General features: G+C 72.3%; 24 protein-coding genes. 13 read left to right on the top strand and 11 right to left on the bottom strand.

Translation table 11 applies throughout. The features are described 5' to 3' along the window. Positions 1-135: 135 nt before the first annotated feature. Both IM725_RS08335 and IM725_RS08330 read left to right on the top strand, forming a co-directional pair. Positions 136-924 carry an SOS response-associated peptidase gene (locus IM725_RS08335; RefSeq protein WP_193780117.1) on the top strand — a complete coding sequence of 263 codons (789 nt, stop codon included), beginning with the start codon at positions 136-138 and terminating at the stop codon, positions 922-924. Between the two features lie 120 nt (positions 925-1,044). Then, positions 1,045-3,696, top strand: a complete 2,652-nt coding sequence (locus tag IM725_RS08330) for an excinuclease ABC subunit UvrA (protein WP_193780116.1) — start codon at positions 1,045-1,047, stop codon at positions 3,694-3,696. 21 nt (positions 3,697-3,717) lie between these two features. Here IM725_RS08330 and IM725_RS08325 read toward each other — a convergent pair whose 3' ends face one another. Genes IM725_RS08325 through IM725_RS08315 form a run of 3 tightly spaced genes read right to left on the bottom strand, consistent with a single transcriptional unit; the run spans position 3,718 to position 5,799 of the window. Next, entirely contained in the window at positions 3,718-4,065 is a 348-nt protein-coding gene (locus tag IM725_RS08325; protein ID WP_193780115.1) for a four-helix bundle copper-binding protein, read from the bottom strand. Beyond that, complete coding sequence (locus tag IM725_RS08320) at positions 4,058-4,630, bottom strand: hypothetical protein (RefSeq protein WP_193780114.1); 573 nt, start codon at positions 4,628-4,630, stop codon at positions 4,058-4,060. The genes IM725_RS08325 and IM725_RS08320 overlap by 8 nt, the downstream gene beginning before the upstream one ends. A gap of 11 nt (positions 4,631-4,641) precedes the next feature. Then, complete coding sequence (locus tag IM725_RS08315; RefSeq protein WP_193780113.1) at positions 4,642-5,799, bottom strand: zinc-dependent alcohol dehydrogenase; 1,158 nt, start codon at positions 5,797-5,799, stop codon at positions 4,642-4,644. A 119-nt stretch (positions 5,800-5,918) separates the two neighbouring features. Here IM725_RS08315 and rocF point away from each other — a divergent pair, with 119 nt between their 5' ends. After that, positions 5,919-6,830 (top strand): arginase, encoded by a 912-nt coding sequence (gene rocF, locus IM725_RS08310; RefSeq protein WP_193780112.1) that lies wholly within the window; start codon positions 5,919-5,921, stop codon positions 6,828-6,830. On the opposite strand, the gene IM725_RS08305 is transcribed toward rocF, so the two are convergent. Then, positions 6,814-8,598 (bottom strand): RecQ family ATP-dependent DNA helicase, encoded by a 1,785-nt coding sequence (locus tag IM725_RS08305; protein ID WP_193780111.1) that lies wholly within the window; start codon positions 8,596-8,598, stop codon positions 6,814-6,816. The two genes, rocF and IM725_RS08305, sit on opposite strands and share 17 nt — an antisense overlap. A 4-nt stretch (positions 8,599-8,602) precedes the next feature. Then, a complete protein-coding gene (locus IM725_RS08300) occupies positions 8,603-8,956 on the bottom strand; it encodes a hypothetical protein (protein WP_193780110.1) in 354 nt (117 codons plus the stop codon). 152 nt (positions 8,957-9,108) lie between these two features. Between IM725_RS08300 and gorA the strand changes: the two genes are divergently transcribed. From gorA to glpK, 3 genes are all read left to right on the top strand, one after another. Continuing rightward, positions 9,109-10,476 carry a glutathione-disulfide reductase gene (gorA, locus tag IM725_RS08295; protein WP_193780109.1) on the top strand — a complete coding sequence of 456 codons (1,368 nt, stop codon included), beginning with the start codon at positions 9,109-9,111 and terminating at the stop codon, positions 10,474-10,476. A gap of 89 nt (positions 10,477-10,565) precedes the next feature. Beyond that, positions 10,566-10,796 carry a hypervirulence associated TUDOR domain-containing protein gene (locus IM725_RS08290; protein WP_193780108.1) on the top strand — a complete coding sequence of 77 codons (231 nt, stop codon included), beginning with the start codon at positions 10,566-10,568 and terminating at the stop codon, positions 10,794-10,796. Positions 10,797-10,836: 40 nt separating this feature from the next. After that, positions 10,837-12,330 carry a glycerol kinase GlpK gene (gene glpK / locus IM725_RS08285; protein WP_193780107.1) on the top strand — a complete coding sequence of 498 codons (1,494 nt, stop codon included), beginning with the start codon at positions 10,837-10,839 and terminating at the stop codon, positions 12,328-12,330. A 40-nt stretch (positions 12,331-12,370) separates the two neighbouring features. Here the strand turns inward: glpK and IM725_RS08280 are convergent, their stop codons facing one another. Next, positions 12,371-13,054, bottom strand: coding sequence for a YggS family pyridoxal phosphate-dependent enzyme (locus tag IM725_RS08280; protein WP_193780106.1), 684 nt, complete (start codon positions 13,052-13,054; stop codon positions 12,371-12,373). A 52-nt stretch (positions 13,055-13,106) separates the two neighbouring features. Between IM725_RS08280 and IM725_RS08275 the strand changes: the two genes are divergently transcribed. The 3 genes from IM725_RS08275 (at position 13,107) to IM725_RS08265 (ending at position 16,374) form a co-directional block, all read left to right on the top strand. Then, the gene (locus IM725_RS08275; RefSeq protein WP_193780105.1) at positions 13,107-14,150 is read left to right on the top strand and encodes a type IV pilus twitching motility protein PilT; all 1,044 of its coding nucleotides are present in this window, start codon (positions 13,107-13,109) and stop codon (positions 14,148-14,150) included. Positions 14,151-14,264: 114 nt separating this feature from the next. Further along, positions 14,265-15,401, top strand: coding sequence for a PilT/PilU family type 4a pilus ATPase (locus IM725_RS08270; RefSeq protein WP_193780104.1), 1,137 nt, complete (start codon positions 14,265-14,267; stop codon positions 15,399-15,401). 70 nt (positions 15,402-15,471) lie between these two features. Beyond that, on the top strand, positions 15,472-16,374 hold the full coding sequence (locus IM725_RS08265; RefSeq protein ID WP_193780103.1) for an NAD(P)-dependent oxidoreductase: 903 nt from the start codon (positions 15,472-15,474) through the stop codon (positions 16,372-16,374). A gap of 36 nt (positions 16,375-16,410) precedes the next feature. On the opposite strand, the gene IM725_RS08260 is transcribed toward IM725_RS08265, so the two are convergent. The 3 genes from IM725_RS08260 to IM725_RS08250 form a co-directional block, all read right to left on the bottom strand. Beyond that, complete coding sequence (locus IM725_RS08260; protein ID WP_193780102.1) at positions 16,411-17,193, bottom strand: BON domain-containing protein; 783 nt, start codon at positions 17,191-17,193, stop codon at positions 16,411-16,413. After that, on the bottom strand, positions 17,190-17,789 hold the full coding sequence (locus IM725_RS08255; RefSeq protein ID WP_193780101.1) for a phosphoheptose isomerase: 600 nt from the start codon (positions 17,787-17,789) through the stop codon (positions 17,190-17,192). Before IM725_RS08255 ends, IM725_RS08260 begins: the two co-directional genes overlap by 4 nt. A 248-nt stretch (positions 17,790-18,037) precedes the next feature. After that, on the bottom strand, positions 18,038-18,436 hold the full coding sequence (locus tag IM725_RS08250; RefSeq protein WP_193780100.1) for a YraN family protein: 399 nt from the start codon (positions 18,434-18,436) through the stop codon (positions 18,038-18,040). On the opposite strand from IM725_RS08250, the gene rsmI reads away from it, so the two are divergent. Continuing rightward, positions 18,427-19,344 (top strand): 16S rRNA (cytidine(1402)-2'-O)-methyltransferase, encoded by a 918-nt coding sequence (gene rsmI, locus IM725_RS08245; RefSeq protein ID WP_193780099.1) that lies wholly within the window; start codon positions 18,427-18,429, stop codon positions 19,342-19,344. The two genes, IM725_RS08250 and rsmI, sit on opposite strands and share 10 nt — an antisense overlap. Before the next feature lie 26 nt (positions 19,345-19,370). On the opposite strand, the gene IM725_RS08240 is transcribed toward rsmI, so the two are convergent. Then, positions 19,371-21,401: a primosomal protein N' gene (locus IM725_RS08240; RefSeq protein WP_193780098.1), complete on the bottom strand. Its 2,031-nt coding sequence runs from the start codon at positions 21,399-21,401 to the stop codon at positions 19,371-19,373. Between the two features lie 350 nt (positions 21,402-21,751). Continuing rightward, the gene (hemE, locus tag IM725_RS08235) at positions 21,752-22,840 is read right to left on the bottom strand and encodes a uroporphyrinogen decarboxylase (RefSeq protein WP_193780097.1); all 1,089 of its coding nucleotides are present in this window, start codon (positions 22,838-22,840) and stop codon (positions 21,752-21,754) included. Positions 22,841-23,005: 165 nt separating this feature from the next. Between hemE and IM725_RS08230 the strand changes: the two genes are divergently transcribed. Genes IM725_RS08230 through galK form a run of 3 tightly spaced genes read left to right on the top strand, consistent with a single transcriptional unit; the run spans position 23,006 to position 26,969 of the window. Continuing rightward, positions 23,006-24,796, top strand: coding sequence for a glycoside hydrolase family 2 protein (locus IM725_RS08230; protein WP_193780096.1), 1,791 nt, complete (start codon positions 23,006-23,008; stop codon positions 24,794-24,796). Then, entirely contained in the window at positions 24,796-25,887 is a 1,092-nt protein-coding gene (galT, locus tag IM725_RS08225; RefSeq protein WP_193780095.1) for a galactose-1-phosphate uridylyltransferase, read from the top strand. The genes IM725_RS08230 and galT overlap by 1 nt, the downstream gene beginning before the upstream one ends. Continuing rightward, positions 25,887-26,969 (top strand): galactokinase, encoded by a 1,083-nt coding sequence (galK, locus tag IM725_RS08220; RefSeq protein ID WP_193780094.1) that lies wholly within the window; start codon positions 25,887-25,889, stop codon positions 26,967-26,969. Before galT ends, galK begins: the two co-directional genes overlap by 1 nt. The last annotated feature ends 1 nt before the right edge of the window (position 26,970 follow it).

Genomic DNA, 26,970 nt, shown 5'->3' with positions numbered 1-26,970 from the left:
GTATAAGAGACAGGGACGGGAGCGGCGAATCATACCCAGCGCCTGCCCGGCCACCCTGCACGCCCGGCGCGCAGCACGGACAATACGCGCGCGGCTTGACATTCCCCCGATGCCGCCCGGCCTCGCCAGAACGCCATGTGCAACCGCTACCGTCCCGCCAGCGTCACCTACCTCCGCGACACCTTCGGCTTCACGCAGATCGAGGAGGCCGAGCCCTGGTCGCCCGCCGGCATCGGCCCCTGGCAGCCCGGGCCCTTCGTGCACCGGGAGGGCGTGTCCGTCGGCCAGTGGGGCCTGATCCCCTGGTTCGCCACCGCGCGCCGGCCCACGGGCAAGGGCGGCCGGCCGATCAGCACCAACAACTGCCGCGTCGAGACCGCCCCCACCGCACCCAGCTTCAAGGGGCCGTGGTCCCGCGGCCAGCGCTGCCTGATCCCGGCCATCGACTGGGACGAGCCCTACTGGGGCACCGGCAGGAACATCTGGTGGCGCTTCGCGCGCAGCGACGGCCAGCCCTGGGCGCTGGCCGGCCTGTGGACCGACTGGACCGACCCGGCCACGGGCGAAGTGCTGCGCAGCTACACCATGCTGACGCAGAACTGCGACGCCCATCCCCTGCTGTCGCTCATGCACAAGCCCGAGCCCTCGCTGCCGGCCGATGCGCAGGACAAGCGGGCGGTGGTGCCCATCGAGCAGGGCGACTGGCGGCAGTGGCTGGAGGGCACGCTGGACGAGGCCCTGCAGCTGGTCCGGCTGCCGCCCCTGGAGCGCATCGCCCACGACGCGGCCGACCCGTCCCGCCGCGTGCCCCTGCCGGGCCTGGGGCCCGTGGGCGCCGCCCCGGTGCCGGCTGCGCCCACGGCTGGGCCGTGCCCCCCGCCGGCAGCGCCCGCCCAGGGCTGGCTGCCCGGCTTCGACGCCTGATCCCAGGCCGGGCGCGTCGCGGCCTTCGCCGCCCGGCTGCCCGCGCGGCGGGCGCGTCACCGACGCCGCCACTGCACCGCGTCCGACCTCGAGCCCGGCCGCGCCCGGCCACCATGGGCCATGGACGACGCCAGGGACTGCGGTGCCTTCGTGCGGGTGCGCGGCGCCCGCGAGCACAACCTGAAGAACGTGGACGTGGACATCCCGCGCGACGCGCTGGTGGTGTTCTCCGGCGTGTCCGGCTCGGGCAAGTCCTCGCTGGCCTTCGGCACCCTGTACGCCGAGGCGCAGCGGCGCTACCTGGAATCGCTGTCGCCTTATGCGCGCCGCCTGATCGAGCAGGCCGGGGTGCCCGAGGTGGACGCCATCGACGGCCTGCCGCCCGCGGTGGCCCTGCAGCAGCAGCGCGGCACGCCCAACGCGCGCTCGTCCGTGGGCAGCCTCACCGCGATGTCCAGCCTGGTGCGCATGCTGTATTCGCGGGCCGGCGATTACCCGGCCGCCCAGCCCATGCTGTACGCCGAGGACTTCTCGCCCAACACGCCGCAGGGCGCCTGCCCCACCTGCCACGGCCTGGGCCGCATCTACGACGTGACGGAAGCCGCCATGGTGCCGGACCCCTCGCTCTCGATCCGCGAGCGCGCCGTGGCCGCGTGGCCGCCCGCCTGGCACGGCCAGAACCTGCGCGACATCCTCGTCAGCCTGGGCTACGACGTGGACCGGCCCTGGCGCGAGCTGCCGCGCAAGGACCGCGACTGGATCCTCTACACCGAGGAGACGCCCACGGTGCCGGTGTACGCCGGCTTCACGCCGCGCGAGACGCGGGCCGCTGTGCGCAGCGGCATGGCGCCCAGCTACATGGGCACCTTCACCGGCGTGCGCCAGTATGTGCTGCAGACCTTTGCCGGCACGCAGAGCGCCACGGTGCGCCGCCGCGTGGGCCGCTTCCTCACGGCCGCCGACTGTCCGGCCTGCCAGGGCCGGCGGCTCAAGCCCGAGGCGCTGTCCGTCCGGTTCGCCGGGCTGGACATCGCGGCGTTCTCGGCGCTGCCCCTGGACGCGCTGGCCGAGCGCCTGGCCCCCGTGGCCGCGGGCGCGCCGCCGGCGGCCACCGGCCCGCGGTCCACGCTGGGCCGCGCCGCCGCGCGCGAGGCGGTGCAGCGCCGGGTGGCGGCCGGGGGCTCCGCGCATGCCGCCGCGCCCGACGTGCGCCGCACCCCGGCCCACTCGCAGGAAAAGCGGATCGCCGCCCAGCGCATGGCCCAGGGCCTGCTGCGGCGCATCGCCACGCTCCAGTCCCTGGGCCTGGGCTACCTCTCGCTGGACCGCGCCACGCCCACGCTGTCGCCGGGGGAACTGCAGCGCCTGCGGCTGGCCACCCAGCTCGCCTCGCAGCTGTTCGGCGTGGTGTACGTGCTGGACGAGCCCTCGGCGGGCCTGCACCCCGATGACAGCGAAGCCCTCTACGCCGCCCTGCAGGCGCTGAAGGCGGCGGGCAACAGCGTCTTCGTGGTGGAGCATGACCTGGCGGTGATGCGCCGTGCCGACTGGCTGGTGGACGTGGGCCCGGACGCCGGCGAGCAGGGCGGGCGCGTGCTCTACAGCGGTCCGCCCGCCGGCCTGGCGGAGGTGGCCGCATCGCGCACCCGGTCGCACCTGTTTGAAACCCTGGTGCCGCGGCGGCGCGAGCCCGTGCAGCCGCAGGAGTGGCTGCGGCTGGCGGGCGTCACGCGCAACAACCTTCGCCAGCTGGACGTGGCGCTGCCGCTGGCCTGCATGACCGTGGTCACCGGGGTCTCCGGCTGCGGCAAGTCCAGCCTGGTGAGCCAGGCCCTGGTGGACCTGGTGCGCGACGCCCTGGGCGGGGCGCCGGCGGACGAGGCGGCCGAAGGCCCCAGCCTGGAGGACGCGCCCGTGGCCGCGACCGAGGGCCGCCTGGCCAGCGGGCTGGGGCGCCTGCGCCGGCTGGTGCAGGTGGACCAGAAGCCGATCGGGCGCACGCCGCGTTCCAACCTCGCCACCTACACCGGCCTCTTCGACGCGGTGCGCAAGCTCTTCGCGGCGACGCCCGCCGCGCGGCGCCGGCACTACGACGCGGGGCGCTTCTCCTTCAACCTGCCCAAGGGCCGCTGTGCGACCTGCGAGGGCGAGGGCTTCGTGGCGGTCGAGCTGCTCTTCATGCCCAGCGTGTATGCGCCCTGTCCGGACTGCCAGGGCGCGCGCTACAACCCGCAGACCCTGGAGGTGGAATGGCAGGGCCGCAACATCGCCCAGGTGCTGCGCATGACGGTGGACGAGGCGGCTAGGTTCTTCGCCGCCGAGGACGCCGTGGCCCGGCCGTTGCAGGTGCTGCAGCAGATCGGCCTGGGCTACCTGCGCCTGGGGCAGCCGGCCACCGAGCTGTCGGGTGGCGAGGCCCAGCGCATCAAGCTGGCGACCGAGCTGCAGCGCGCGCAGCGTGGCGACGCGCTCTACGTGCTGGACGAGCCCAGCACCGGCCTGCACGCCTGCGACGTGGACCGGCTCATGCTGCAGCTCGACGCCCTGGTGCGGGCCGGCAACACCGTGGTCATGGTGGAGCACGAGATGCGCATCGCCGCGCAGGCCGACTGGGTGATCGACATGGGCCCCGGCGCGGGCGCGGCCGGCGGGCGCATCGTCGCCCAGGGGCCGCCGCAGGCGGTGGCGCGTGAGCGCGCCAGCCGCACCGCGCCGCACCTGGCCGCCTGCCTGGAGGGGGCGGCCGGCCCCGGGGTTCCCACGCCGCGCTGAACCGGCGCTGCGCCTGCGCGCTCAGGCCGTGACGCGCTCGCGCACCGCGGTGCAGGCCGCCGCGCAGCGCAGGCAGGCCTCGGCGCACTGCTGGCAGTGGTCCATGCCATGCCGCGAGCACTCGGCCGCGCAGGCGTTGCAGGCCAGGGCGCACAGCCCGGCCACCTGCGGCACCAGCTCGCTGCCACCGGCCATCAGCGAGACGCAGAGCTGGCACAGCTGGGCGCAGTCGGTGTCCAGCTCGATGCAGCGCACCATGGGCCGCGGGTCCGGCTCGTGCAGGCAGGAGGCCGCGCAGTGCAGGCAGGCCACGGCGCAGGCGTTGCAGGCCGCCATGCAGTCCAGGTAGCGGTTGAGGCGATCAGTCATGCCAGCTCCTCGGTGCGCGGCGTCGCCGCATGAGGTAGAGCGCGGCCCCGGCGACGGCGGCCGTCACGGCGGCCTTGCGCAGGAGACCGGCGCGGTTGTAGCGCCACTCGGCGGACAGGCCCATCTCGGCCCACAAGTTCGGAACGTGGCCGTGCGCAAGGTCGGACAGCAGGCCTTCGCCCACGTTCACCCGGTCGGCCGCGAGCAGGATCAGCCAGTGGCGCAGGTCGTTCTCGCTGTAGTGGAAGGCGAGCTCGCGCATCTTGCCCGACAGGCCGGCCGGCGGCACCGTGCTGCCGAAGACCGGCGTCAGGCCGGGCCGCTCGATGGAGTGCAGAACCTGCACGCGCCGCGCCTGCGGCACCGGCGAATTCCAGTGCACGTGCGGCAGGCACGGCGGCGTGCGTTCCATGGGGTAGCCCGGCCGGTCCCTGGGGTCGGCGTCCGCGCCCCAGCCCTGGATGTGCGCGGTGTCGCGCGGGCGCTGCTGGTGCTCCAGCGGATCGGTCTTCTCGACGTAGACCGGCGCGCCGGCGCCGGTGGAGGGGGTGGTGCTCGTGTCCATCGGGGCCTCCCTCAGTGCAGCGCCGCGCCGCGCGGCACCAGCACCGGCTTGATCATGCCGTCCAGCTTGCTGGAGAACATGTGGTACGCGTCGGCGATGTCCTCCAGCGCGAAGCGGTGGCTGATGACCTCGCTGGGCTTGATGCGGCCGGCCTGGATGTGTTCGATGAGGCGCGGCAGGTGGCGCTTCACGCTGGCCTGGTTCATGCGCAGGGTCAGGCCCTTGTTCAGCGCATTGCCGATGGGCACCGCGTTGAAGGTGGGCCCGTAGACGCCGACGATGGACACGGTGCCGCCCTTGCGCACCGCGTTGATGCACCAGTGCAGCACGGTGGCCGCGCCGGCCTGCATCTTCAGCTTGATGCCGGTGAGGCGCTGCAGGGCGCTGCCCGCCGCCTCGCAGCCCACGCAGTCGATGCACACGTCCGCGCCCAGCCAGTCGGTCATGCGCTTGATGTGCAGCGCCATGTCGTCCACGGTGCGGAAATCGATCACCTCGCACTGCGCGAACGTCTTCGCGAACTCGAGCCGGTGCTCGATGTGGTCGACCACGATCACGCGGCCCGCGCCCATCAGCCAGGCCGACTTGGCGGCGAACAGGCCGACCGGCCCGGCGCCGAACACCACCACCGTGTCGCCCTGCGCGATCTCGCCCATCTCGGCGGCCTGGTAGCCGGTGGGGTAGGCGTCGGTCAGCAGCACGGCGTCGTCCAGGTCCAGGTCGGCCGGGATCACCGTGGGCCCCACGTCGGCCATGGGCACCCGCACGAACTCGGCCTGGCCGCCGTCGTAGCCGCCCGCGGTGTGCGAATACCCGTAGATGCCGCCTACGGCCGTGGCCTCGGGGTTCACGTTGTGGCAGTTGCCGTACAGCTCCTTGCGGCAGAAGAAGCAGCTGCCGCAGAAGATGTTGAAGGGCACCAGCACGGCGTCGCCCTTCTTCAGTCCCTGCACCGACGGGCCCACCTCCTCGACGATGCCGGTGAACTCGTGGCCGAAGGTGGAGCCCACGCGGGTGTCCGGCACCAGGCCGTGGTACAGGTGCAGGTCCGAGCCGCAGATGCACGAGCGCGTCACGCGCACGATCGCGTCGTTCGGGTGCTCGATCTCCGGCTCGGCCTTGTGCACCGTGCGCACGCGGTAGGGGCCGCGGTAGTTCATCGCCAGCATGGCAGGTCCTTCTGTGCTTGGGCGGCCCATTCTGGGCACGCGCAGGCGGCTGCGGGGCGGACGGATGCACCTCGTAGCAACAGACACCGGCAGGCTGCCAAGCTGCCACAATCGCGGCCATGGTCCGCACCGTCAGCCTCATCGGCGCCCCCACCGACGTCGGGGCCAGCGTGCGCGGCGCCGGCATGGGGCCGGACGCGCTGCGCGTGGCCGGCCTGTATGAAACCCTCACCCGCATCGGCATGGCGGTGATCGACCACGGCAACCTCGCCGGGCCGCCCACGCCCTGGGCGCCGCCGCAGGGCGGCGTGCGCCACCTGGAAGAGGTGGTGGCCTGGAACCGATCGGTGTTCGACCGCGTGGCCGCCGTGCTGGCCGCCGGCCAGGTGCCGCTGCTCATGGGCGGCGACCATTGCCTGGCGATAGGCTCCATCAGCGCGGTGGCGCGGCACTGCCGCTACGCCAAGAAGAAGCTGCGCGTGCTCTGGCTGGATGCCCACAGCGACGTCAACAACCCCGCCATCAGCCCCTCGGGCAACGTGCACGGCATGCCGGTGTCCTGCCTGCTGGGCCAGGGCCCCTCGCAGCTCGTGGGCTGGAGCGGCCAGCCCGCGGCCCTGGCGCCGGCCGACCTGGACTTCATCGGCATCCGCAGCGTGGACGCCGACGAGAAGGAGGCGATCCGCGAGATCGGCCTCTCGGTCTACGACATGCGACACATCGACGAGCACGGCATGCGCAACACCATGACCGAGGCGCTGCAGGACGTGGACGAGGACACCCACCTGCACGTGAGCTTCGACCTGGACTGCCTGGACCCCATGGACGCCCCGGGCGTGGGCACCGGCGTGCGCGGCGGCCCCACCTACCGCGAGATGCAGCTGTGCATGGAGATGATCGCCGACACCGGCCGCCTGGGCTCGCTGGACGTGGTGGAGATCAACCCCGCCCTGGACGTGCGCAACCGCACCGCCGAGCTGGCGGTGGATTTCGTCGCCAGCCTGTTCGGCGCCTCTACGCTGGCGCGCTGAGCCCGCCCGCCGTCGCGGCGGCACGCGCCTGCAGCGCGGCCGCCTTGCCGCGGCCGCGCCAGGGGGCGACGAAGTCGGGCTGGAAGCTGCGCCGGCTGCCGTCCGGGAAGGCCACCGTCACCTGCAAGGCGTCCGCCGCCTCCACCAGCCCGCGCCCGTAGCGGGGCACGCGAACCACGTCGCCGCGCTGGAAGGCGGCGTGCGCGTGGGCGGCCCCCGCCCCGGGCGCTGCCTCCGCCGACGCCGGGGCCGCGCCCGCCGGCGCTGCCTGGGCGAGCGTGTCCATCACCTTCTCGTGGGCGGCGATGCGCCGGCAGTTGTCGCAGTGGCCGCAGCGCTCGAAGGGCGCCTCGCCCTCCAGGTGGTCCAGGAGCAATTTCCAGCGGCACTGGCCGGCCAGCGCGTACGAGACCATGCGTTCCAGCCCCTCGCGGTCCAGCTCGCGCTTGCCGGCGTAGCCGCGCATCAGGCCGTCCAGCGCGTCCGGTTCCAGGCCGGGCTGCAGCAGGTGCACATCGTGGCCCTGCAGCGCCACCACCCGGTGCCGGCGCAGCACGCCCAGGGCCACCTGGACCTTGGCGCGCGGCCGCGCCAGGCGCGACTGCAGCAGCGGCAGCGTCCAGAGCGAGCCCTCGGGCGAGGGCTGGGCCAGGGCGGCGTAGATCGCCTGCGCGTCCTCGCCCGTCGGGTAGCGGCCGGCCATGAAGAACTGCTGCACCGCCCGGTCGGCGCGCAGGAAGAGCAGGGTGCACAGCGAGGGCTCGCCGTCGCGCCCCGCCCGGCCGGCCTCCTGGTAATAGGCCTCCAGGCCGGCCGGCACCTGGTAGTGCAGCACGAAGCGGATGTCGGGCTTGTCGATGCCCAGGCCGAAGGCGTTGGTGGCGACCATCACCCGGCAGCGGCCTTCCATGAAGGCGTCCTGCACCGCGCTGCGCTCGCCGGCGGGCAGCCGCCCGTGGTAGAGCCCCACCGACTCGTCGGCCGCCGCCAGCGCCGCATGCACCTGCTCGGCCGCCTTGATGGTCGCGCAGTACACCAGGCCCGCGCCCGGCTCGCGCCGCACCAGGGCCAGCGCGCGCTCCAGCTTGTCCGCCTCGCGCGCCACGGTGTCCACGCGCAGGTCCAGGTTGGGCCGGTAGGTGCCGGTGTGCACCACGCCCGAGGCCGGGATCGCCAACTGTTCGCGGATGTCGCGTGCCACGTCCTCGTTGGCGGTCGCGGTGAGCGCGAGCACCGTGGGCTTTCCCAGCGCCCGCACGGCAGGCCCGATCTCCAGGAAGGCGGGCCGGAAGTCGTGGCCCCACTGCGAGATGCAGTGCGCCTCGTCGACCACGAGCAGGCTCACCGGCCGGCCGTCCAGCAGGGCCAGGAACGCCGGCTCGGCCAGCCGCTCGGGCGTCACCATCACGATGCGCGCCTCGCCCTGCGCGATGGCGGCCTCCGCCTCGCGCGTGGCCTCGCCGCCGATGGCGCTGTTCAGCTGCACCGCGCGCACGCCCTTGGCCTGCAGGTCCTGGCACTGGTCCTGCATCAGCGCGATCAGGGGCGAGACCACCAGCGTGAGCCCGGGCAGCAGCAGCGCGGGCAACTGGTAGCACAGCGACTTGCCGGCACCGGTCGGCATGGTGGCCAGCGTCGGCTGGCCGGCGAGCACGCGGTTGATCACGGCCTTCTGCCCGGCGCGCAGCCGGTCCAGGCCGAAGACCTCGTGCAGCAGCACGCGCGCACGGCGCTGCTGCGCCGTGGGCGTCAGGGCGCGGGCGGTCATCCGCTCAGGCCGCGTCGTCGCCGGCTTCGGCGTCGCCCGGGTCCTGGGCGTCCAGGTCGGTGAACTCGCGCGCGTCGGTGTCTTCCTCGGGGAAGCCTTCGCCGCTGGAGAGCGCCTGTTCCTCGGCGCCCGCCACCAGCACGCGGTCCGGCAGCAGGTCCGCGCCCTCGGGCGCCTCGCCCGGCGTCACGGAGCCGCGCTCGCCCGTGCCCACCGAGTCGCTGTCGGCATGGGCCTCGAAGGTGCCGATCGCGTCGCTGCCGCTGTCGGAGTTGTCGCTGGGGCCCAGGGCGTCCGCGTCGCGGCCGCTGGGTTGCTCGGGCGCGGTGTCCGCGCCCAGGATGCTGCTGGTTGCCATGGGGTGTCCGTCCTGAAGCCCAGTGTGGAACCGGGCCGCGCCGGGCGGGGTCGGCTGGGCAGGGGCAGCCGCTGTGGGACGGCGACTACAGCCGCCGGGCCAGCGCGCGCCCGCGGCGCGGGACACAATGCACTGGCAATCGGAGCACAGCCATGACTTCTGGGACCTGCGATTTCTTCGTCATCGGTGGCGGCAGCGGCGGCGTGCGGGCCGCGCGCATGGCGGCCCGCCTGGGCGCGCGCGTGGTGCTGGCCGAGGCGGCCCAGCTCGGCGGCACCTGCGTCAACGTGGGCTGCGTGCCCAAGAAGCTGTACAGCTACGCCGCCCACTACGCCGACGACTTCGCCGATGCGCGCGGCTTCGGCTGGCAGGTCGGTGAGCCGGTGTTCGACTGGGCCACGCTGCGGCGCAACCGCGCCGCCGAGATCCTGCGGCTCAACGGCGTCTACGAGCAGCTGCTCGCCAGTGCCGGCGTGCAGATGGTCACCGGCTGGGCCCGCCTCGCCGCGCCCGGCTGCGTGGAGGTGCAGACCGAAGCCGGGCCGCAGCGCTTCGAGGCCCGCCACATCCTGGTGGCCACGGGCGGCTGTCCCAGCGTGCCCGACTTCCCAGGCCGCGAACATGTGGTCACCTCGGACGCGATGTTCGACATCGATCCCTTCCCGCGCCGCCTGCTGGTGGTGGGCGGCGGCTACATCGCCTGCGAGTTCGCCTCCATCTTCAACGGCCTTGGCAGCCGGGTCACCCAGCTGTACCGCGGCAGCCAGCTGCTGCGCGGCTTCGACGACGACCTGCGCCACCACATCGCGCAGGAGATGCGCCGCCATGGCGTGGACCTGCACACCAGCGCGCAGGTCGCGTCCATCACCCGGGTTGAAAGCGGCCTGGACGTCGCCCTGGCCGACGGGCGCCGCCTGCAGGTCGATGCGGTGCTCTACGCCACCGGCCGCGTGCCCAACGTCAGCGGGCTGGGCCTGGAGGCGCTGGGCGTGGCGCAGGGCCGGGACGGCGCGATCCGCGTCGACGAGCACTACGCCACCAGCGTGCCCGGCATCCACGCGATCGGCGACGTCACCGCGCGCCTGCAGCTCACGCCCGTCGCGCTCGGCGAGGCCATGGCCGTGGTGGACCGGCTGTTCGGCCCGGCCCGCCGTCGCATGGACTACGACTTCGTGCCCACGGCAGTGTTCACGCACCCCAACATCGGCACCGTGGGCTACAGCGAAGCGCAGGCGCGCGAGAAGTTCGGCGCGGTCACCGTCTACCGCAGCGAGTTCCGGGCCCTGCGCCACACCCTGTCCGGCCGCCAGGAGCGCACGCTGATGAAGCTGGTGGTGGACACGGCCAGCGACCGCGTGGTGGGCGTGCACATGGTGGGCCCGGAGGCGGGCGAGATCGTGCAGGGCTTCGCCGTCGCGCTGAAGGCCGGTGCCACCAAGGCCGTGTTCGACGCGACCGTGGGTATCCACCCGACCCTGGCCGAAGAGTTCGTCACGATGCGCGACCCGGTCGCGCCCTGAACGGCCGCGCCAGGCGGTTGCGCACGGTAACGCCTGTGGAGGCTGGGGGCCGCCATCATGGCCGGCTTTCCGCAACCGAGAAGGCAAGCATGTCCGACAAGTTCAAGCCCGGCGACGAGGTGGAGTGGAATTCGCACGGCGGCACCGCGCGCGGCAAGGTGATCCGCAAGCTGGAGTCGCCCATCCGCATCAAGAACCACGAGGTCGCGGCCTCGCCCGAGAACCCGGAATACCTGGTGGAGAGCCGGCGCGGCGGCCGCGCCGCGCACAAGGAGGAGGCGCTGCGGCGCCCCAGCGAGCGGTCCGGCGAACGGGGTTGACCCTCTGCCTTCGCGCGCCGCGCGGCGATAGCATCGCCGCATGACCTACCTGCTCGCGCTCGACCAGGGCACCTCTTCCTCACGCAGCATCGTGTTCGACGGCGAGGGCCGCATCGTGGCCCTCGCGCAGCAGGAACTGCCGCAATCCTACCCCCGGCCGGGCTGGGTCGAGCACGACCCGCAGGCGATCTGGGCCGGCCAGCTCGCGACTGCGCGCGAGGCGCTGTCCCGCGCCGGCATCACCGCGCGCGAGCTGCGGGCCATAGGCATCACCAACCAGCGCGAGACCACGCTGCTGTGGGACCGCGCCACCGGCGAGCCCATCCATCCGGCCATCGTCTGGCAGGACCGGCGCGGCGAACCGCTGTGCGCCAGCCTGCGCGCCCAGGGGCAGGAGGCCATGATCCGTGCCCGCACCGGGCTGCTGATCGACTCCTACTTCTCGGCCACCAAGATCGCCTGGCTGCTGGAGAACGTGCCCGGCGCGCGGGCCCGTGCCGAGCGCGGGGAGCTGGCCTTCGGCACGGTGGACAGCTGGCTGCTGTGGCAGCTCACTGGCGGCGCGGTGCACGCGACGGACGTGAGCAACGCCTCGCGCAGCATGCTGTTCGACGTGCACCGCAACGCCTGGGACGACGAACTGCTGGCGCTGCTGCGCGTGCCGCCCGCGCTGATGCCCCGCGTGCTGCCGTCCAGCGCGCACTTCGGCGAGACGCGGCCCGAGCTGCTGGGCGCGGCCGTGCCCATAGGCGGCATCGCCGGTGACCAGCAGGCCGCCCTGTTCGGCCAGGCCTGCTTCGGCCCGGGCATGGCCAAGAACACCTACGGCACCGGCTGCTTCATGCTGCTGCACACCGGCGCGCAGTTCCAGCCGTCCAGCAACGGCCTGCTCACCACCAGCGCCGCGCAGGTGGACGGGCGGCCGCAGTTCGCGATGGAGGGCAGCGTGTTCGTCGGCGGCGCCGTGGTGCAGTGGCTGCGCGACGGGCTCAAGGCCATCCCGGGCAGTGCCCAGGTGCAGGCCCTGGCCGAAAGCGTGCCGGACACCGGGGGCGTGATGCTGGTGCCGGCCTTCACTGGGCTGGGCGCACCCTACTGGCAGCCCGATGCGCGCGGCACGCTCACCGGCCTCACGCGGGGCACCACCCTGGCCCACATCGCCCGCGCCGCGCTGGAGAGCATCGCCTTCCAGAGCGCCGCGCTGCTGCAGGCCATGGGCCGGGACGCGGTGGCCCAGGGCGGCCAGCCGGTGGCCGAGCTGCGGGTCGATGGCGGCGCCAGCGTGAACGACCTGCTGATGCAGTTCCAGGCCGACCTCCTGGGCATCCCCGTGGTGCGCCCCGCCGTGACCGAGACCACGGCGCTGGGCGCGGCCTACCTGGCCGGCCTGTCCTGCGGGGTCTGGTCGGGCACGGATGAGCTGGCGGTGATGTGGCGGCCCGGGCGCCGCTTCGAGCCGGCGATGGACCGGGCGCAGGCCAATGCGCGCATGGCCGCCTGGGAACGCGCCGTGCGGCAGGCGACGGCGGCCTGATCCGCCGCGCCGCCGGGCCGCGCCTGGCGGCCCGCGGCGCTCAACCCCGGCTGCCGAAGATCGCGGTGCCCACGCGCACCAGGGTGCTGCCGGCCGCGATCGCGGCCTCCAGGTCGGCGGTCATCCCCATGGAGAGCGTGTCCAGCGGCAGGCCGGTGGCGCGCAGGCTGTCGAACAGCGCGCGCGCCTTCAGGTGCAGGGCCTTCTGCGCCTCGAAGCCCTCCACCGGCTCGGGGATGGTCATGAGCCCGCGCAGGGCCAGGCGGGGCAGGGCGGCCACCTTGCGGGCCAGGTCCAGCACCTCGCCGGGGGCGGCGCCCGACTTGTTCGCGCCGCCGTCGATGTTCACCTGCAGGCAGACCGACAGCGGCGGCAGGCCCTCGGGCCGCTGCTCGGACAGGCGCTGCGCGATCTTCAGCCGGTCCACGCTGTGCGCCCACTGGAAGTGGGTGGCCACCAGCCGCGTCTTGTTGCTCTGGATCGGGCCTATGCAGTGCCATTCGATGGGCAGGTCGGCCAGCAGGGCGATCTTCTCGACCGCCTCCTGGATGTAGTTCTCGCCGAAGGCGCGCTGGCCGGCCGCGAAGGCCTCGCGCACGGCCTCGGGGCCGAAGGTCTTGGAGACCGCGAGCAGCGTGACTTCGTCCGCGGGGCGTTGCGCGTCTGCACACGCGCGGGCCATGCGCTGTCGCACCTGCTGGAGCTTGTCGGCAATCGTCGTCATAATCCAACGGCGTTCCCGTCACATTCGGGGAGCGCTTGGGAAAGAGGGATTCGTGGATATTACCCAGCTGCTTGCATTCAGCGTCAAGAACAAGGCCTCCGACCTGCACCTGTCGGCCGGGCTTCCACCGATGATCCGCGTGCATGGCGACGTGCGGCGCATCAACGTCGACCCCCTGGACCACAAGCAGGTCCACGCCATGGTGTACGACATCATGAACGACTCGCAGCGCAAGAACTACGAGGAGTTCCTGGAGGTCGATTTCTCTTTCGAGATCGATGGCCTGGCGCGCTTCCGCGTCAACGCCTTCAACCAGAACCGCGGCGCCGGCGCCGTGTTCCGGACCATCCCGTCCAAGATCCTCACGCTGGAGCAGCTGAACGCGCCCAAGATCTTCGGCGAGCTGGCGCTCAAGCCGCGCGGGCTGGTACTGGTCACCGGGCCCACCGGCTCGGGCAAGTCGACCACGCTGGCGGCGATGGTGAACTACCTCAACGAGACCGAGTACGGCCACATCCTCACCGTGGAGGACCCGATCGAGTTCGTGCACGAATCCAAGAAGTGCCTGATCAACCAGCGCGAGGTCGGGCCCATGACGCTGTCCTTCGCAGCGGCGCTGAAGTCGGCGCTGCGCGAGGACCCGGACGCCATCCTGGTGGGCGAAATGCGCGACCTGGAGACCATCCGCCTGGCGATGACAGCGGCGGAAACCGGCCACCTGGTGTTCGGCACGCTGCACACCTCCAGCGCCGCCAAGACGATCGACCGGATCATCGACGTGTTTCCGGCCGAGGAGAAGGAGATGGTTCGCGCCATGCTGTCCGAATCGCTGCAGGCGGTGATCTCGCAGACCCTGTGCAAGACCAAGGACGGCCAGGGCCGCGTCGCGGCGCACGAGATCATGATCGGCACCTCCGCCATCCGCAACCTGATCCGCGAGGCCAAGGTGGCGCAGATGTACTCCGCCATCCAGACCGGCAACAACTTCGGCATGCAGACCCTGGACCAGAACCTCGGCGACCTGGTCAAGCGCAACATCATCAGCCCGGCAGAAGCGCGCAGCAAGGCGAAGATCCCCGAGAACTTCCCCGGCTAGAGATGGCGCCCCCACGTTCGCCCACTGCGTGTGGCTCCCTGCCCCCCGGGGGGGCGTGCGCGCGTTGGGGCGGCCCGGCGGCGCGCAAGTCCGCAGTTTGAGAAGGAACAATTCATGGAACGCGACCAGGCCAGCAAATTCATCAACGACCTGCTCAAGCTGATGGTCAGCCGCAACGGCTCCGACCTGTTCATCACGGGCGATTTCCCGCCGGCGATCAAGGTCGACGGCAAGGTGACCAAGGTCTCGCCGCAGCCGCTGTCCGGCGCGCACACGCTGGCCCTGGCGCGCTCCATCATGAGCGACAAGCAGGCCGCCGAGTTCGAGCGCACCAAGGAGTGCAACTTCGCAATCTCGCCGCCCGGCGTGGGGCGCTTCCGCGTCAACGCCTTCGTGCAGCAGGGCAAGGTGGGCATGGTGCTGCGGGTGATCCCGCAGGTGCTGCCCACCATCGACGGCCTGGGCGTGCCGCAGGTGCTCAAGGACGTGGTGATGTCCAAGCGCGGCCTGTGCATCCTGGTGGGCGCCACCGGCTCGGGCAAGTCGACCACCCTGGCCGCCATGATCGACTGGCGCAACGAGAACAGCTGGGGCCACATCATCACCATCGAGGACCCGGTGGAGTTCGTGCACCCGCACAAGAACTGCGTGGTGACGCAGCGCGAGGTGGGCCTGGACACCGACAGCTGGGAAGCGGCGCTGAAGAACACGCTGCGCCAGGCCCCCGACGTGATCCTGATGGGCGAGATCCGCGACCGCGAGACCATGGAGCACGCGATCGCCTTCGCCGAGACCGGCCACCTGTGCATGGCCACGCTGCACGCCAACAGCGCCAACCAGGCCCTGGACCGCGTCATCAACTTCTTCCCCGAGGAGCGGCGCGCCCAGCTGCTGATGGACCTGTCGCTCAACCTCAAGGCCATGGTCTCGCAGCGCCTGGTGCCCAAGCAGGACGGCAAGGGCCGCGCCGCCGCCGTGGAGATCATGCTCAACACCCCGCTGGTGTCCGACCTGATCTTCAAGGGCGAGGTGGCCGAGATCAAGGAGATCATGAAGAAGAGCCGCAACCTGGGCATGCAGACCTTCGACCAGGCGCTGTTCGACATGTACGAGGCCAGCGTCATCACCTACGAGGATGCGCTGCGCAACGCCGATTCGCTGAACGACCTGCGCCTGCAGATCAAGCTCAACAGCCAGCGCGCCAAGAGCTCCGACCTGTCGGCCGGCACCGAGAACTTCGCCATCGTCTGAGCGCCCGGCGCGCCCCCTGCACGACGCGGGGGCGGCGCCTAGAATCGCCGGGTCTCATTCAGGACCCATCATGGCGAGCACCAACCCCAAGACTTACGACTCCGTGCCTGCGCGTTCCGTGGCCTTCCTCGGCCTGGGCGTGATGGGCTTTCCCATGGCCGGCCACCTGGCGCTGGCCGGCCACGACGTGTGCGTCTACAACCGCAGCGCGGCCAAGGCCCAGGCCTGGGCCGGCGAGTTCAAGGGCCGCCACGCCGCCACCCCGCGCGAAGCCGCGGCCGGCCGCGACATCGTCTTCTGCTGCGTGGGCAACGACGACGACCTGCGCTCCGTGGTGCTGGGGCCCGACGGCGCCTTCGCCGGCATGAAGAAGGGCGCCATCTTCGTTGACCACACCACGGCCTCGGCCGACGTGGCGCGCGAGCTGGCGGCCAAGGCCACCGAGCTGGGCCTGCACTTCGTCGACGCCCCGGTCTCCGGTGGCCAGGCCGGCGCGCAGAACGGCCTGCTCACGGTGATGTGCGGCGGCGAGGCCGCGGCCTTCGAGGCGGTGCGGCCGGTGGGCATGGCCTTCTCGCGCGCCTTCACGCTGCTGGGCGCCAGCGGCTCGGGCCAGCTCGCCAAGATGTGCAACCAGATCGCGATCGCCGGCCTGGTGCAGGGCCTGTCCGAGGCCATCGCCTTCGGCATGAAGGCCGGGCTGGACATGGCCCAGGTGCTGGACGTGATCGGCAAGGGCGCCGCCCAGAGCTGGCAGATGGACAACCGCGGCAAGACCATGATCGAGGACAAGTTCGATTTCGGCTTCGCCGTCGACTGGATGCGCAAGGACCTGGGCCTGGTGCTGGACGAGGCCAAGCGCAACGGCGCGCGACTGCCCGTCACGGCCCTGGTGGACCAGTTCTATGCGGACGTGCAGCAGATGGGCGGCCGCCGCTGGGACACCTCCAGCCTGATCAAGCGGCTGAAGTGAACGCGGCCGCGGGCCGGGCGTGCCCGGCCTGGCGCGTCAGCGCGCGGGCGGCAGCGGCGTCGGCGTGACCGAACCGCCCACGGCCGGTGCCGTGCTCGCGGCCGGCGCGACGACAGCGGGCGTGGCGGGGGCACCCGGCGCCACGACGGCGGGCGAGGCGCTGGAGACCGGGGCGGGCGACACCGGCGCCGCCGGGCCGGTGTTGGCCGGTGGCGTCGACAGGTTGCGGATCTCCTCGGGCGTCAGCAGCTCGAAGATGCGCACCACGCGCTGCACGCCGCTGATGGTGCGGGCGATCTGCGTTGCGCGATCGGCCTCCGCCTGGGTGACGCGGCCCATCAGGTAGACCACGCTGCGCTCGGTCACCACCTTGAAGGCGCCGGCGTAGAGCTGGCGGTCGTCCAGCAGCGAGGCCTTCACCTTGCCGGTGATGAGCGTGTCGTTGGAGCGTTGCGTCAGGGTGCTGGTGGGCAGCACGGCGAGCTCGTTGACGATGCCGCGCACGTTGTCCACGCGGGACACGACCTGCTCGGCCTGCGCGCGCGACTGTTCGCTGGGCACCTCGCCGGTCAGCAGCACCTGGCGGTTGAAGCTGGTGATGTTGATGTGGGCCCGGTCGCCGAAGGCCTCGCGCAGGCGCGAGCCGCCGCGCAGCTCGATCGCCTCGTCCTCGACCTGGGCGCCCGAGGTGCGGCGGTCGGAGTAGGACATCACGCCCACGGCCGCGCTGCCCAGCACCAGCGGTGCGCAGCCCGACAGCACGGTGGTGAGGCTGGCGGTCGCCAGCGCGGTGAGGATCAGGGGACGGTGCAGGGTCATGACTGGGGTTCCTGGTCTCCGAGCAGTTGCGCGTCTACGCCGTCGCAGATGCAGTGCAGCGCGAGGATGTGGACTTCCTGGATGCGGGCGGTGCGCTCGTGCGGCACGCAGATGTGCACGTCGGTGTCGCGCAGCGCCGCGTTCATCTTGCCACCGCCGCGGCCGCTCAGGGCCACCACGGTCATCTCGCGTTCATGGGCGGCCGCGATCGCCGCCAGCACGTTGGCCGAGTTGCCGCTGGTGGAGATGGCCAGCAGCACGTCGCCCGCCTGGCCGAGCGCGCGCACCTGCTTGGAGAAGATGCGCTCGAAATCGTAGTCGTTGCCGACCGCGGTGAGGATGGAGCTGTCGGTGGTGAGCGCGATGGCGCCCAGCTCCGGGCGCTCGCGCTCGAAGCGGCCCACGAACTCGGCCGCGAAGTGCTGCGCGTCGGCGGCCGAGCCGCCGTTGCCGCAGGCCAGCACCTTGCCACCGCTGGTGACGCAGGCCAGCACCGCCTGCACGGCCGCCGCGATCGGCTTGGAAAGCGACTGCGAGGCCTGGTACTTCAGGTCGGCGCTGTCGATGAAGTGCTGTTGGATGCGTTGTTCCAGCATGGTTCTCGATGATAACCGGGTGACCCCGAGGGGCCCTGATGCGGCCCAGGCCCGATCGGATGCCTGCCGGGGGGCCGCGCCTGGGAGGGGCCACCGTGGGCCTCGCACGCCGCTTGCGGCCAGCAGGGCGCCCCATCAGCAGAGAACGATGCCCATGAAGAAGTTCCCCCCCGCTCGGCCCGCCTGCTGCGCCAGGATGAACCGCTGGCCGTCCCCCCCGCCTGTGGCGCTGCGGGCGCGCCCGGCCCTCAGCCGGCGTCGAAGGCGGCGCGCAGCCAGCGCAGCGTCGCGCCCTCGACCACCACCACGTCGAAGCGGCAGGGCGGCGTGCGGCGCCAGCGCAGCAGGAAGTGGCGCGCGGCGAAGACGATGCGCGACTGCTTCACCCAGCCCACGCTGGCGGCGGCGCCGCCGTAGGCCGTGCCGGCGCGCCGCCGGACCTCGACGAAGACCAGGGTGCCGTCGGCCTCGCGCATGACGAGGTCGATTTCACCGCCGCCGCGGCCGGGCGTCCGATAATTGCGGGCGACGAGCACCAGGCCCTGGTCTTCCAGGTGGGCGAGCGCGCGGCCCTCGGCCGCATCGCCCGCCGACTTGGTGCTGGTGCGACTGGCACCCTTCACGCTGGAACCCTGCATTGAGCCCATCCTTCGCCTCCGCCCTGGCCGCCGCACGCGAAGCCGCCGGTGGGCAAAATTATCCCGGCGGTGCCCTGTACGTGGTCGCCACGCCCATCGGTAATCTGGCCGATGTCTCGCTGCGCGCCCTGCACCTGCTGCAGCTGGCCGACGCGATCGCCTGCGAAGACACGCGCCATACCCAGGCGTTGCTGCGCGCCTACGGCATCGACAAGCCCGCGTCGGCCTGGCTGGCGGTGCACCAGCACAACGAGGCCGGTGCCTCGCATGCGGTGGTCGAGCGCCTGCGCCTGGGCCAGCGTGTGGCCTACGCGAGCGACGCCGGCACCCCGGCCGTGAGCGACCCAGGCGCCCGCCTGGTGGCCCACGCACGCGAGGCGGGCTACCCCGTGATGCCGCTGCCCGGGCCCAGCAGCGTGACGGCGGTGCTCAGCGTGGCCGGCATCTCGGCGGGCCATGGCGAATTCGTGTTCGCCGGCTTCATGCCGGCCAAGGCCGCCGAGCGCGATGCCTTCGTCGCCACGCTGGCGCAGGAGCCCCGCGCGGTGGTGCTGCTGGAAGCGCCGCACCGCATCGAGATGCTGGCGGCCAGCCTGGCCGTGCTGGGCCCCCGGCCGCTCACCGTGGGCCGCGAGCTGACCAAGCAGTTCGAGCAGGTGCACACGCTGGCCTGCGACGCCTTCCCGGCCTGGCTGGCGGCCGACGCCAAGCACGCGCGGGGCGAGTTCGCGCTGGTGCTGCACCCCGCCCCCGTGGCCGCCGCCCTGGGCGAGGGCGAGCGGGTGCTGCGCCTGCTGCTGCCCGAACTGCCCGTCAAGACGGCGGTGAAGCTGGCGGCCGAGATCAGCGGCGAGCCGCGCAACGCGCTGTACGAGGCCGCGCTGCGGCTGAAGGCCGGCGGCGACGCCGAAGGCTGAGGGGGCCGGGCCGGCCCCGCGCGGCCTCAGATCGCCAGCGGGTCCACGTCCACCGCCCAGCGGATCAGTCCGCGCGGCCGGTGCTCGCGCAGCACCGGCTGCCAGGCCGCCAGGAAGCGCTGCAGGGCGGCGCGTGAATCGCTTTCCACCAGCAGTTGGGCCCGCTCCACGTTGGCCACGCGCTGCATGCCCATGGGCACCGCCGAATACAGCGTCACGCCCTGCGCCTGGGCCAGGGCCTGCCCGGCCTCGGCGGCCGCGCGCAAGAAGTCCTGCGCCACCTCCTGGGTGCGGGCCTCGGCCCGCACCAGGGCCTGGAAGCCGAAGGGCGGCATGCCGGCCTGCTCCCGCTCCTTGAGCTGCTGGGCCGCGAAGGCCGGGTAATCGTGGCGGCGCAGTGCGGCGAAGAGGGGGTGCGTGGGATTGAAGGTTTGCACCCACATCTCGGCCGCGTGCGCCTGGGCGGCGTCACGCCCGGCGCGTCCGGCGGCCTGCATCAGCAGCGCGAACAGCCGCTCCGGCGCGCGGAAATCGGCCGAGAACAGCGCGGAATCCGGCTGCACCGCCGCCACCAGCGTGATGCGGCGGAAGTCGTGGCCCTTGGCCACCATCTGCGTGCCCACCAGCACGTCGACCTCGCCCGCGTGCATGCGTTCCAGCTGCGCCTCCAGGGCGCCCTTGCCGCGCGTGCTGTCGGCGTCCACGCGCACGATGCGCACCGGCCCGCCGTCGGGGCGCGTGGTGCCGGCCAGCAGCTCGGCCAGGTGCTCCTCCAGGCGTTCGGTGCCCCGGCCCAGCGGCGCGATGTCCAGGTTGCCGCAGGCCGGGCAGGCCCGCGGCACCCGCTCGGTGAAGCCGCAGTGGTGGCAGCGCAGCGTGCGGTCGATCTTGTGGAAGACGCGGAAGGCGCTGCAGTTCGGGCAATCGCTCTTCCATTCGCAGGCACTGCAGGCCAGCACCGGCGCATACCCGCGCCGGTTGAGGAAGACCAGCGACTGCTCGCCGCGCGCGATGCGCTGGGTGATCGCGTCCAGCAGAGGCGGCGAGAACAGCGTCTTGGGGGGCTGGTGGTTCATGTCCACCAGCCGCACCTGGGGCAGCGCGCCCTCGCCGACCCGCTCGGGCATGGCGATGCGGCGGTAGCGGCCGCGTTCGCTGGCCAGCCAGGATTCCAGCGAGGGCGTGGCCGAGCCCAGCACCACCTGCGCCCCCTCGGCCTTGCCGCGCCAGACCGCGAGGTCGCGCGCCGAGTAGCGCGCGCCCTCCTGCTGCTTGTAGCTGGGGTCGTGCTCCTCGTCGACCACGATGAGCCGCAGGCCCGGCAGGGAGGCGAACACGGCCATGCGCGTGCCCAGCACGATGCGAGCCTGGCCGGCGTGCGCGGCCAGCCAGCTGCGCAGGCGCTGCGGCCCCGTCATGCCGCTGTGCATGGCCACCACCGCGTCCTCCCCGAAGCGCTCGGCGAAGCGCGCCTGCAGCTGGGGCGTGAGGTTGATCTCGGGCACCATGACCAGCGCCTGGGCCGTGGCGTCGTCCGCCAGCACCCGGGCCACGGCCTGCAGGTAGACCTCGGTCTTGCCGCTGCCGGTGACGCCGAAGAGCAGCGCCGGCGCCTGGGCCCCCGCCAGGGCCTCCAGCGCCGCGGCCTGGCCCGGCGTGGGTGCCTGGTGGTCGGCCGGCCGGGGCGCCCGGTCCGGCGTGGCCCGCTTCAGCCGGCGCGCCAGCTGCGTGGCGTCCAGGTCGCGCAGCTGGGGCGGCAGCGCGGCCAGCGCCACCTCGCCCAGGCCGCGCTGGTAGTAGGCCGCCGCGAAGCCCACCAGGCGCCGCCAGCCCGTGCCCAGCGGCGGCAGCCCGTCCAGGACCCCGGCGACGGGCCGCGGCTCGAAGTCGCCGTCGGCCTGCGCTTCCCCCCAGCAGACCCCCAGCACGTCGCGCCGGCCCAACGGCACGCGAACCAAAGTACCTGCGGGCAGGGGCTGCGCGGCGACATAGCTCAGTGGGCCCTGCACCGTGGCATGCGCGGGCGTGGGCACGAGCACAGCAACGGGGAAAGACATTTCCAAGTGTTTCAAACCTCAGGAAGTTTTCTCAAATCGTGCCTAAGTGCTTGATTCAACGTGCGTTTGCACCTGTCGCCCAAACCCTGTGGATAACTTTATTGATACGGGCGCACACCCGGCCCGGCTTTGTCAAGCAAATCAAGGATTTACGTTCCCGGCCCCATCCCGGTGCCAAAAAATAAGTCCTTGAAAATCAATCACTTGCGTGCGCTATCCAATTTGTAGCGAGCGGGCTCCGCGCACCAGCCCCGCAAGCGACTTTTTGTGCATAAGTCAAGTTTTGGTGCCGGGGCGCGGTCCCCGTCATCTAGGGAAGTTCCGGATGGAAACCCGCCGCCGGGCGCCGCTCAGGCCCGCTGCTGGCGGCTGTGCGCGTGCACCGTGTCCACCAGCACCTTCACGTGCTCGGGCGGGGTGAACTGGCTGATGCCGTGGCCCAGGTTGAAGATGAGGCTGGGGCCGGTGCCCTCGCCGCGGTGCGGCGCGCCGAAGCTGTCCAGCACGCGGCGGGCCTGGTCGGCCACGGACTCGGGCGGGGCGAACAGCACGGCCGGGTCCAGGTTGCCCTGGAAGGCCTTGCGGCCGCCGGCGATCTCGCGCGCCCGGCCCAGGTTCACCGTCCAGTCCAGGCCCAGCACCTCGCAGTCCAGGCCTGCCATCTGCTCCAGCCAGAGCCCGCCGCCCTTGGTGAAGACGATGCGCGGGATGGCCTGGCCCTCGTGCTCGCGCAGCAGCTGCGCCAGCACCCGGGCGGTGTAGGCCAGGCTGAATTCCTGGAAGGCGCCGTCCGCCAGCACGCCGCCCCAGCTGTCGAACACCATCACGGCCTGGGCGCCGGCCCGGATCTGCTGGTTCAGGTAGGCCGCCACCGCGTCGGCGTTCACGGCCAGGATGCGGTGCATCAGGTCGGGCCGCGAATACATCAGGGTCTTGACCGCGCGGTAGTCGTCCGAGCCGCCGCCTTCGACCATGTAGCAGGCCAGCGTCCAGGGGCTGCCCGAGAAGCCGATCAGCGGCACCCGGCCGTCCAGGGCCCGGCGGATGGAGGTGACGGCATCGAACACGTAACGCAGCTTGTCCATGTCCGGCACGCCCAGGGCCGCGACTTCGGCCTCGGTGCGCACCGTGCGCTCGAAGCGCGGGCCTTCGCCCATCGCGAAGCTCAGCCCCAGGCCCATCGCGTCCGGCACCGTGAGGATGTCGGAAAACAGGATGGCCGCGTCCAGGTCGTAGCGTTCCAGGGGCTGCAGCGTGACCTCGGTGGCGTAGTCCACGTTCGTCGCCAGGCCCATGAAGCTGCCAGCGCGGGCGCGCGTGTCGCGGTACTCGGGCAGGTAGCGCCCCGCTTGCCGCATCAGCCACACGGGCGTGTGGGGCGTGGCCAGGCGCCAGCAGGCGCGCAGGAAGCTGTCGTTCTTCAGGGGCGCGAAAGTCATCCGTCCATTGTCGCAGGTGGTCGGCAGGCGGCCCACCCGGGAGAGCCCGGGTTACATCCGCTCTCGGCCTCGCGGACTCGGTTTCGATTTCCAGCCCACGGCCGGCCGGTGCATGCGCCACATTCGGAGACGACGCTGTCCCATGAACAACACGAAGGAGTCCCTTTGGATTTCGGCTACCCACGCCCCCAGCTGGAGCGGGCGAACTGGACCGCGCTCAACGGTCCCTGGCGCTTCTGTTTCGACCCCGAGCGCCGCTTCGGGGAGCCGTCCGACCTGCAGGACTGGCCGCTGACCATCCAGGTGCCGTACCCGCCCGAGTCGCAGGCCAGCGGCGTGGGCGACCGCGGCTTCCATCCGGTCTGCTGGTACGAGCGCGATTTCGAGGTCCGGCCCGCCGACGACCGGGTCATCCTGCGCTTCGGCGCGGTGGACTATGCCGCCCGGGTCTGGGTCAACGGCCACCTGGCCGTCGAGCACCAGGGGGGCCACACGCCCTTCTCGGCCGACATCACCCACCTGCTGGACGCGTCCGGCCGCCAGGTGGTGACGGTGCGTGTCGAGGACGACCCGGCCGACCTGTCCAAGCCGCGCGGCAAGCAGGACTGGCAGCTGGAGCCGCACTCCATCTGGTACCCCCGCACCTCCGGCATCTGGCAGACCGTGTGGCTGGAGCGCGTGCCGCGCACCTATGTTGACAAGATCCGCTGGACGCCGCGCGTGGAAGGCTATGCGATCGGCTTCGAGGCGCAGCTCGGCGGTGACGCCTGCGACGAGACCGACGACTTCGCCATGGAGGTCACGCTGCGGCACGGCGAGCGCCTGCTCGCGCGCGACCGCTACCAGGTGGTGGAGGGCGAGGTCGACCGCTTCATCGTCCTGTCCGACCCGGGCATCGACGACTATCGCAACGAACTGCTGTGGAGCCCGGAGCGGCCCACGCTGCTGGACGCCACGGTGAAGCTCTTCCGCGGCGGCCAGCTCATCGACGAGTTCCGCTCGTACACCGCGCTGCGCTCGGTGCACATCCTGCGCGACCGCTTCATGCTCAACGGCCGGCCCTACCTGCTGCGCATGGTGCTGGACCAGGGCTACTGGCCGGACACCCTGCTGGCCGCGCCCGGCGACGAGGCCTTGCGGCGCGACGTGGAGCTGGCCAAGGCCATGGGCTTCAACGGCGTGCGCAAGCACCAGAAGATCGAGGACCCGCGCTACCTCTACTGGGCCGACAGGCTGGGCCTGCTGGTGTGGGAGGAGATGCCCTCGGCCTACCGCTTCACGCGCACGGCCATCCAGCGCATGGTGGCGGAGTGGTCGGAAGCCATGGACCGCGACTACAGCCACCCCTGCGTGATCGTGTGGGTGCCCTTCAACGAGAGCTGGGGCGTGCCGGAGCTGACGGCCATCCGCGAGCAGCGGCATGCGGTGGAGGCGCTCTACCACCTGACCAAGACCCTGGACGCGACGCGCCCGGTGATCGGCAACGACGGCTGGGAGTCCAGCGCCACCGACATCATCGGCATCCACGACTACGACGCCAACACCGAGCACCTGCGCCAGCGCTACGGCTCGGAGATCCAGCCCGAGCAGCTGTTCGACAGGCGCCGCCCGGGCGGGCGCATCCTCACGCTGGACGGCTATCCGCACCGCGGCCAGCCCATCATGCTCACCGAGTTCGGGGGCATCGCCTACCAGCCCAAGCCGGAGCCGGGCGTGAAGAAGATCTGGGGCTACACCGCCGCGCGCACCGAGCGCGAGTTCGGCCAGATGTTCGAGGAGCTGATCCAGACCGTGGTGCACACGGCGCTGTTCTCGGGCTTCTGCTACACGCAGTTCGCGGACACCTTCCAGGAAGCGAACGGCCTGCTCAACGCCGACCGCACGCCCAAGCTGCCGCTGGAGCGGGTGGCGCGCGCGGTGAAGGAGTCGCGCACCTACATCCCCGGGGTGGTGTGATGCACAAGCTGCTGCTGACCAAGCCGGACGGCCGCTCGCTCACGCTCTACGGCCGCGCGCCCATCGAGGCGCCGGACCAGGCCCCCAGCCCCTTCAGCGAGCCGCTGGGCACCAGCGCGCACCTGCGCTGGCACCCGCTGCGCGGCGAGTGGGTGACCTACGCCGCCTACCGGCAGGACCGCACCTTCCTGCCCCCGCCGGAATACAACCCGCTCGCGCCCACCACCGACCCCGCGCATCCCACGGAAGTGCCGGCCGGCCGCTGGGACATCGCGGTGTTCGAGAACCGCTTCCCCTCGCTGGGGCCCAGCGAGCAGGCGGTCGCGCCGCCGCAGCTCATCGTGCCCACGGCGCGGGCCGAAGGCCAGTGCGAGGTGGTGGTGTTCACGCAGGACCCCAAGTCCTCCCTGTCCGCGCTGCCGCCCGACCACGTGGACCTGCTGCTGCAGGCCTGGGGTGACCGCACGCGCCTGCTGGGCGCGCGCGAGGAGATCCGCTACGTGCTGCCCTTCGAGAACCGGGGCGCCGAGGTCGGGGTGACCCTGCACCACCCGCACGGCCAGATCTATGCCTACCCCGTCATTCCCCCGGTGCCGCAGCGCATGCTGGACGTGGCGCGCGAGCACGTGGCGCGCCACGGCCGCGGCCCGCTGCAGGCGCTGGTAGAGGCCGAGCTCGCGGCCGGCGAACGCCTGCTCTACGAGGGCCCGCATGCGCTGGCCTTCGTGCCGGTGTGCGCGCGCTATCCCTACGAGGTGTGGATCACCACCCGCGAGCCGGTCGCCGGCTTCGCCGAGCTGGCGCCCCCCGTGCGGCGCGACCTGGCGCGCGCCCTGCTCACCGTGCTGCGCAAGTACGACGGCCTGTGGCAGCGGCCCTTCCCCTACCTCATGGCCTGGTACCAGGCGCCCACCGATGGCCAGGCGCACCCCGGCTTCCAGCTGCATGCCCAGGTGTGGCCGCCCTACCGCACGCGCGACCGGTTGAAGTACCTGGCCGGCACCGAGATCGCGGCCGGCTTCTTCGCCATGGACGCGCTGCCCGAGGCCAAGGCCGCCGAGCTGCGCGCGGTGGCGGTGGAGCTGGACTGATGGAGCGCTTCGAGGAGGTGTTCGGCCGCGCGCCCGAAACCCTGGCGCAGGCGCCGGGCCGGGTCAACCTGCTGGGCGAGCACACCGACTACAACGACGGGTTCGTGCTGCCGGTGGCCATCCCGCAGCACACCCGCGTGGCCCTGCGGCGCAACGAGGGCCGCGAGGACTTCGAGCTGCAGGCCCAGGGCCAGGGGCCGGTGGTGCGGTTCCGCCTGGGCCAGGCGCCGCGCGAGCATTTCGCGAGCTACGTGTATGGCTGCCTGATGGAGGCGGCAGCGCGCGGCATCGAGGTGCCGCCGCTGCAGATCCACGTGGCTTCGGAGGTGCCCATGGGCGTCGGCCTGTCCTCCAGTGCCGCGCTGGAGGTGGCCACCCTGCGCGCGCTGCGCAGCCTGCTCGCGGCGCCGCTGGACGACGTGCTCATCGCCCAGCTAGCCCAGCGCGCCGAAATCGAATACGCCGGCGTGAACTGCGGGATCATGGACCAGATGGCCTCCAGCCTGGCGGCCACGGACCGTGCCCTGCTGCTGGACACGCGCTCGCTGGAGCGCCGCAGCGTGCCCTTGCCGGCCGGCAGCGCGGTGCTGGTGATGGACTCGGGCGTCGCACGTTCGCTGGCCGCCAGCGGCTACAACCAGCGCCGCGCCGAGTGCGAGCAGGCCGCCCGCCTGCTGGGCGTGGCCTCGCTGCGCGAAGTGAGCGATGTCGCCGCGCTGCAGGGCCTGCCCGAGCTGCTGCGCCGGCGCGCGCGCCACGTGGTGACCGAGAACGCCCGCGTGCTGCGCGCGGTGGACTGCGCCGATGCGGCCCGCTTCGGCGCCCTGATGAACGAATCCCATGCCAGCCTGCGCGACGACTACGAGGTGTCGACGCCCGCGCTGGACCAGCTGGTGGACCTGCTGCAGCGCCAGCCGGGCGTGTTCGGTGCGCGGCTCACGGGCGCGGGCTTCGGCGGCGCCTGCGTGGCGCTGTGCGAGGCCGGCCGTGTGATGGCGGTGGGCGCGGCCGTGCTGCCCGCCTATGCGGCGCAGGGCCATCACGGCGCGGTGCTGGTGCCGCCGCCCGCCGCGGCCGATTGAG

It is taken from the genome of Ramlibacter aquaticus (assembly GCF_015159745.1).
GTDB lineage: Bacteria > Pseudomonadota > Gammaproteobacteria > Burkholderiales > Burkholderiaceae_C > Ramlibacter > Ramlibacter aquaticus.
The sequence above is the reverse complement of the archived record's forward strand: the minus strand, read 5'-3'. Positions and strand labels throughout refer to the sequence as shown.